Origin of the sequence: Leptospira yasudae, assembly GCF_003545925.1 — a bacterium.
Taxonomy (GTDB): Bacteria; Spirochaetota; Leptospiria; order Leptospirales; family Leptospiraceae; genus Leptospira; species Leptospira yasudae.
Map to the genome: position 1 here is coordinate 67,184 of NZ_QHCU01000010.1, position 7,588 is coordinate 74,771.

The 7,588-nt window shown below is 44.4% G+C and carries 2 protein-coding genes; both read left to right on the forward strand.

The window, feature by feature from the left end:
- Positions 1-92: 92 nt before the first annotated feature.
- On the forward strand, positions 93-7,196 hold the full coding sequence (locus DLM76_RS20720) for an RHS repeat-associated core domain-containing protein (protein ID WP_118966450.1): 7,104 nt from the start codon (positions 93-95) through the stop codon (positions 7,194-7,196).
- On the forward strand, positions 7,141-7,530 hold the full coding sequence (locus DLM76_RS20725) for a hypothetical protein (RefSeq protein ID WP_346725448.1): 390 nt from the start codon (positions 7,141-7,143) through the stop codon (positions 7,528-7,530). Before DLM76_RS20720 ends, DLM76_RS20725 begins: the two co-directional genes overlap by 56 nt.
- Positions 7,531-7,588: the final 58 nt, after the last annotated feature.

Genomic DNA, 7,588 nt, shown 5'->3' on the forward strand with positions numbered 1-7,588 from the left:
TGGTGTCAAAATAGCCGCAAAATAATGTAGCCTAAGAGACATAGAGGCTTGTTGCAGTTTGCGATTATGAAAACGAAATTTCGGGGTTAGGGATGAAATCGAGAATTGCAAAAGTTATCTATCTTGTTGTTTCCATTCTATTTGTATTAAATTTTTCCTTTGTAGATGGTGTTCGAAATTTCTTTAGCGCGGTCGCTTCGGCTTTTTCATCCGGAATTCCACAGGCTCTCACTGTGATCCATGCAGGTTCGGATGGTTCTGCAAGTACTCAATACGAAATTGAGCTCCCAAAAGGTACAAAAGACGTAATTCCTAAGTTGTCGCTTTCCTACAATTCCAATGGTAGAAACGGGATTGTAGGTATGGGCTGGGATTTAAACGGAATTCATTCCATTTCTCGAAATCCTTCTTACGGAATTTCCTATAACGGTACGGATCAGTATATCTCTTCCCTTGCCGGTGAATTGATCGATGTAAGCGGAAATAAAACGAAGTATCACAGCCGAAAAGAGTCTTGGATCTTATTTTCACCGCAGGGAACTTGCGGAGACGCTCCCTGTTCATGGATTGCAACGGATAAGTCCGGTAGAAGATTTTTTTTCGGAGGAAGTTTAGATTCCAGAATTCCAGCGTTAGGAAGAACAGCGGGGTCGATTCGTGAATGGACTTTGAGTCGCGAAGAGGACGTCCACGGAAACGGTTATAACATTCAATATTCTTCCATAGACGTTACCAACGGCGATTATTATCCAGATACGATTACATACAATGATCGAATTATCCGGTTTGTTTACGAAAACCGAAACGACAAAACTTCGAATTACATTTTAGGAACTTTGGAGCGGATCCAAAAGAGACTCGATAAAATCGAAATCTTAGTTGCGGGTAGCATATTTAGAACGTATGATCTCGATTATTCTTACGGTCCGGTAACGGGTCGAACTGTACTTCGGACGATTAAGCGATCGGGCAGTAATACGTTCGGTTCTGAAAATTTTGACGACTTGAATTTCACATATACGAATCAATCGGGTAGTTTCTCGATCGGAAGTCTCGATTATCAAGTGTTTACGGACACGACAACGATGAACGTTTTCATTCCGAACATTGCTGTTGATTTCTTAAACGTTTTTTTTAATAGTAGTCTTCCTTACCACCCTTCCGCACTGGATACAAATATCGATGCGTCTCTCCAATACGTTGTTAAAGTTCCCGTTCCGGATCGAAACGCATGTAACCTAGGTGCCGCATCCTGTCTTTGCGCTTTGTTGGTTCCATGTTGGGGAGGAAATCAAGGTTTCTTTGAATATTTAGCCGGGAACTGTGCGGGCTTTTTGGGTTGGGGCGGGCCGGATGCTTGTGTGAACGGTGTGAATTCCGCTTTAACGGCTTGGTTGCCTATGGATCTGAACGGTGACGGCATATCGGATTTCGTCGCGATCAACGGTACCGAAGAGAACGGATCGATTCATTTAACCGGGCATATTCAACGGATCGGACAAGGTCCAATTACATTTACTAGTTGGAATATTCCAATTCATTATAATACCTATTTTCAACCCGTCGATTTAAACGGGGACGGTAAAACGGATTTCGCATACGAGGATGGAGGAAGACTTTGGGGGATCTACTCAAACGGAACCAGTTTTAGCGCACCTGTCCTTTTTGGGAACGTTAGTTTGGCCGGAGCTAACCGCAATATGAGCGTTTTTAGTCCGTACGAATATCGATTCCATTACGGTCCGAATAGTACGTCTCCTCAAGCGAGCAATCGTCCGGCTGCGGATTTTTTTGCGGATATGAATGGCGACGAATTGACCGACTTTGTTCATGCGAATGGAAGTAGTTTTTCCATTTATATCAACCGGGAGACGTACTTTGATAATCCGATCGTTATTGCAGGGGGTAACGATTTCTTTCTAAATGCCATGGTCGATATGACGGGCGATGGGAAGGCGGATTATCTTCAGCTTATCCAGACTTATGATAATCCAACATTGAGCGCTTTGCAGGCTCAAAAAGCCGCGTTGGATACTTTGATGGCGCAGTATCAAGCGGACCACACAAGAGCGAAAGCGGTTGCCGATTCTTTTCCCGTTTCGACGACCGGGAATGTAATCGTTGAAGCGGAATTTCAAAATTTCATCGCTTATTTGGATACAAATGGAAATAGCCTTCTTGCGGATTATTACGAACTGAACGGCAGTGCGTACGATTACGATAGCACCGACCTTACAAATCTTCAAACCGTGCTGGAAAATATCGTAAGCGCGAAAATGAACTTCGTAGGCGAACAGAGTTATTCGATTAACTCTCAAATCGGAGCGATTTACGCGCAAGGCACAGTGGGACTGGCGACGTACGCTCTTCAAATCAGAAGTTTTAATTTGAGTAACGGCACTTCTCAAGTTAGAACGTATTCTATGTCCAATTCGATCGATCCGGAAAGAAGCACGCTTGCGGATGTGAACGGGGACGGAGTGCTTGATTTTGTTTCGTTTCCGGGAACTCAATGTGTCGTATCGATTTTTATGGGGAATGGTTTTTCCAGTCCGATCGCAACGAACCTAAATGCGGGGACAGGTAAGAACTTAGTTCAGTTTAATTTCGGAGAAGTGAACGGCGACGGGTTGTCCGATTTGGTGCTTTTTAACCGCGAATCACAGAGATTTGAAACCTATCTTTCCAACGGTAACGGTAATTTTACGTTGAACGGCAGTTATTCGTTCGGCGGTTTTTCTCCCCAAGAATATACGGATGCTAACGGTATCGAGAGAGCCGATCAATATCAAATTTCTTTACAAGACATGAACTTGGACGGGATTTCCGATCTAAGTCTCGTTTTCTTGAACGTAGGAAAGACGATGGGAAAGGTTTATTATCGATACAGTTCCCCGAGAAGCACCGGAGAGGATTTACTCCAAGTCGCATCCAATGCTTCCGGAAATCAAAGTTCGAGAGTGCAATACGCGCTGACAAATCAGCATCCGGGAGCGACACAACCGGGAACCGGTAATTATCCAAACGTGCCAAACGTTTCTCCCGGTTTTTTGGTCGTTCAATCGGAAATAGATATGTCTACGGGTGTTACTCATCGAAAAAATTATTCTTATTCGAATTTGAGATACAATCAAGGTACAAGGGGAGTCGCGAGAAGTCTCGGCTTTGCTTCGATCCGGGAAACGGACGTAAACACGGGATTTTACAAGATCACGGATTACTTTCAAAACGATTATCGGCTGTCCGGTTCTCCTCAATCCGAACGGAGTTACAACGCATCCAATAACTTGCTGCGATCAACTGTTTATTCGGCTCATTCGTTTCCGAATTCGTTCGGAACGGAGATTGCGGTTCCCGGTTCTATTGTTTCCAATCTATATCAAAATGGAAATCTGCTGACCACATCCGTTAAGTCCGTCTCTTATGATTCCTACGGTTTTGCAACGAGCGATTCGGAATCGATCGGGTCCCATTCTATCACCAATACGACTCAGTATTCTCATGATACGACTGCGTGGAGAATCGGAAGGGTCGTTCGATCCAGAAAGAATGTGGACGGAACCTGGACAGAGGATTCTCAATTTCAATACACGGGTGATAATCTCACTTCTAAAACTCAATTTCCCGCGAGTGCTTATCCTTTGACGACTTCGTTCGGTTATGATTCGTATGGGAACGTGATTTCCGTGAACGATCCATCCAGCGGCTCGAATACGATCGCATACGATTCTTTACTGAATCATTTTCCGGTTACAAAAACAAACGGACTCGGGCATGTTACGACTGCGACTTACGATTCTACAACCGGCCTTGAACTTTCGATCAGTGATCCGAACGGCTCCGTTACGACGACGAATTACGACGCCTACGGAAGAAAGTTGAACGTGATTTATCCGGGAGAAACAAGTCCCAATGAAACATATACGTATGAGAATACGGGAAACTACGACTTGAACAACTTAACGAATAACGAATCGGTTACGAAAAGCATTCGGGACAGCGTAAGCGGAAGCGTTAACGTTTCTAAAATTTTCCGCGACGCTTTCGGCAATACGATTCGAACGGAAAATAATACCGCCGTTGCCGGCGTGAATACGATCGAAGAGTTTCAATTCGATTATGCGATCGGTAAATTGATCCGTAAATCGCAACCTTATTTGAGCGTTCAAACTCCTCAATACGTTTCGTTTCAATACAACGATCCGGATGGAGGTTTGTCGTCGATTGTCGAGCCTTCTTCGACTGGAACGATTTTGACAACAGTTTCCAAAACAGGATATACGGAAACGAAATCGAAAACCTATCCGGACGGACAAACGGAAGTTCGAAGCGAGACGATCAACGAACTCGGTCAAACCATAAGCCGAACGGAAAACGGTAGAACGATTTCCTACGTTTACTCTCCGTTTGGCGAGATTCGTTCGGTTACGGACGTATCCGGCGTTACTACAAATATCACGTATGACAGCATTGGGAGAAGGATTTCCACCCAAGATCCGAACTCGGGGACGATTTCGTTCAGCTACGATTCGCAAGGTAGAATTGCGAGTCAGACAGATGCAAGAGGAAAGAGCGTTCAATTTACCTATGATTCCTTGGGAAGAATTCTTACCCAGAATACGAACGGCGGCGAAACATCGATTGGGTATTCATACGACGACCCGAGTGTACCTTTTTCAAGAGGAAGGTTGACGAAGGTTGTGGATGGAAGCGGTCAGACAGAGTTTCGGTATAATCAAAGAGGGGAAACGATCCAAAAGACGAAGATCGTGGATGATATAACGGCGATCTTCAAAACGGACTATGATTCTTTAGGAAGAGTGGTTACGAACACGTATCCGGACGGAACCAAACTTCATACAATCTATTCCCCGACAGGAAGTATTTCAGGGATCACGATGGATTCAGCGGATGGGACAAGCGTAGGACATACGGTCGTACGATACGAAGGGCCGGCATTGAACGGCAACGGAGAACCGATCGTAAGAAGAGTGACTGGAAACGGAGTGACCATGGAGATCGCGTTCGAACCTACGGACCAAAAACCGCTCGCATTAACGACGCGTAAACCGGACGGCAGCGTAATCGGAAACGTAGAATATACGTATGACGGGAAGGGACAACTCACGCGGATCGAAGATCGATTGAATCCGACAAGAAGTCAAAATTTTACCTTGGACAATTTAGGCAGAGTGACCCAAGCGACGGGGAAATACGGAACGCAAAGCTATTCGTATTCTGCAAACGGAAACTTGATGCAAAAAGGCGCATATACCTTGAGCTACGGTGATCCACAACACGCGAATGCGGTGACTCAAGCAACTAGCGCGAACACCGGAGCGATGAGTTACGGATACGATGCAAGCGGAAATATGACCAACCGCAACGGAGACGTGTTACGCTACGATAGCTACGGAAAACTGACTGAGATTACACCGAACGGAACGACGGAAACGATCCGTTACACCTACGACTATACCGGGAGCAGAATCAAATCGATTACGAACAATACGCTGACGACGAGTTACTTTTTCGGAAGCGATTACGAGATCGTGAGGGTATCGGGAACGCCTGAGAAACATACGCTGTATGTGAAAGGAATCGAAGGGGAAACGGTAGCTCAGTTGACGAGGGAAGATGCGACGTTGCAACTAAGTAACGGTGCGAGTGGGGTAGGTGGTTCGGAAGAATCAACGATTTCTGTTTTTGTGGGAATTCTAACAAATCCATTTTGCAAGGACGTTGCGATCGATTGTGGGAACTATTACAAGAATCGAATTCAGGGAAAACTTGTTTCGGTTTTCGGATATTCCTCGTTTTTTCAAGGAGGAGTTCCCACGCATCTATTCAACGCATTCTACTTCTTGATTCTTTTAGGAATTCTCTATTTCTCCTATCCGTTTTTCCTGAAAGGGAATGCACTTTTACAAAACCTCTCCTGGAGAGGAGTCGGAACCCCAGCGGTTATTGTTGCGTTATTTGTGATGACTTCTCTTCCCGGATGTGGAATCTTACCCGGAACCGGAGGCAAACAAGGTGATCCTCCTTGGTTATTAGCGATGGGATCAAATTTAGCATCAGGAGTTCCGAATATTCAAAATCCAGGAGCTACGACCTCGGGAGGAGGCCAAACGGGCGGAACACCGGTGAACGGAATGTATTTCTATCACCCGGATCACTTAGGATCTGTAACAACCATCACTGACGGATATGGAAATCCAGCAAGCGGCCCCGAACCTGGAGTGAGTTACGTATCCTACGAACCTTACGGTTCCATCAACCGAAACGACTCGTATGGCCCGGATATATTCCGTTACAAATACACGGGACAGGTGGAAGACAAGGAAACGGGTCTTTACTTTTACAAATCTCGTTACTACGATCCAACGCTCGGGAGATACTTACAAGCTGACTCAGTTGTTGATCCCAAGTCAGTGAACGGTCAGAATCGATATATGTATGTAGAAGGGAATCCGGTGGGGGCAACAGATCCATCGGGTCACAGTTTGGATTTGATGTTCTACGCTGCATTGTATCAATACGCGCAATTGCCGAATAATCCGCAGAAGGAAACGAATAACTTGATGTTGTTGTATCTTCACAACCAACAAATCCGAAACACTTCCGGCCCTGGTTGTCCAGTGAGTGGAAAAAATCCTGCAGTATTTGGTAATTTTCAAGGTGATGGAAAGTGCGGAGGGTTTTTGCCAAGAGATACAATGGAGTATATGCTTTATGCTTTCTTAGGAAAAGATTTGGGTCCTGGCATTGCGCTTGTAATTTATTTTTTGATGAAGCCTAATTCACCATTGACTATCGTTGATAGATCCGGAATAGCCCACGATGAAGAGCATAGCTGGGATTTGAACAAGAAGGCAATAAAAGCTAACGAAGAATGGATTAAACAGTCCTGGGGGAATTATTATTCGATTAACGAACAGAGGGCGGCATACAAGAGAGAATACGATGCTTTGCCGAAAAGTTATGATCGATATGGCGGGACAGGGAAGTCGATTATAGCGGGTGTGAATTACGCAGCGACGACGATCTTTGATTACGAGGCATTGGTTCTTGGAACAACGCTTTTCGGGATTCAAAATATCGCAGGTTATTTTTGGTTAGGTGCTAATCGAGCTTTGTATGTCCCGAAAGGCAGATACAACAATTTATGGAAACCAAAGAAATGGAGATTATGAAAGGGGAGTTATCAAAATGATGAATTTTAGAATATTAACTTTATTGGTTTTGTTTATTCTTGGAAATATCTTCTGTTCAATCGGAACAGCAAGAGATGCTTGTAAGAATAATTTGAAAAAGGGAGGAGTCTTTGATGCAAGCGATGACAGTTGTAATGTGCTGCAATTACTGCTTGCGTCTCCATTGGGTGCGGATGCGACAATTGAAGTAATCCAAAGTAGAGAGGCCCGTATTTCAATTCAAGTAATTAACTGTTATCAATATTACGAAAAACTTCAAGAGTGCAATAAAGAGGAGAAGAAATATCTTCCCGCAATCTATAGCAAAGAATAGAAAGTCTCGATCTCGTTGCTTTTGAGTTAAAGCGTTAAGATTTTTCTAGTGTGATAAC

Coding starts and splice junctions, on each gene's coding strand:
- DLM76_RS20720 (WP_118966450.1), top strand. CDS start 93: ATGAAATCGAGAATTGCAAAAGTTATCTATCTTGTTGTTTCCATTCTA.
- DLM76_RS20725 (WP_346725448.1), top strand. CDS start 7,141: ATGTCCCGAAAGGCAGATACAACAATTTATGGAAACCAAAGAAATGGA.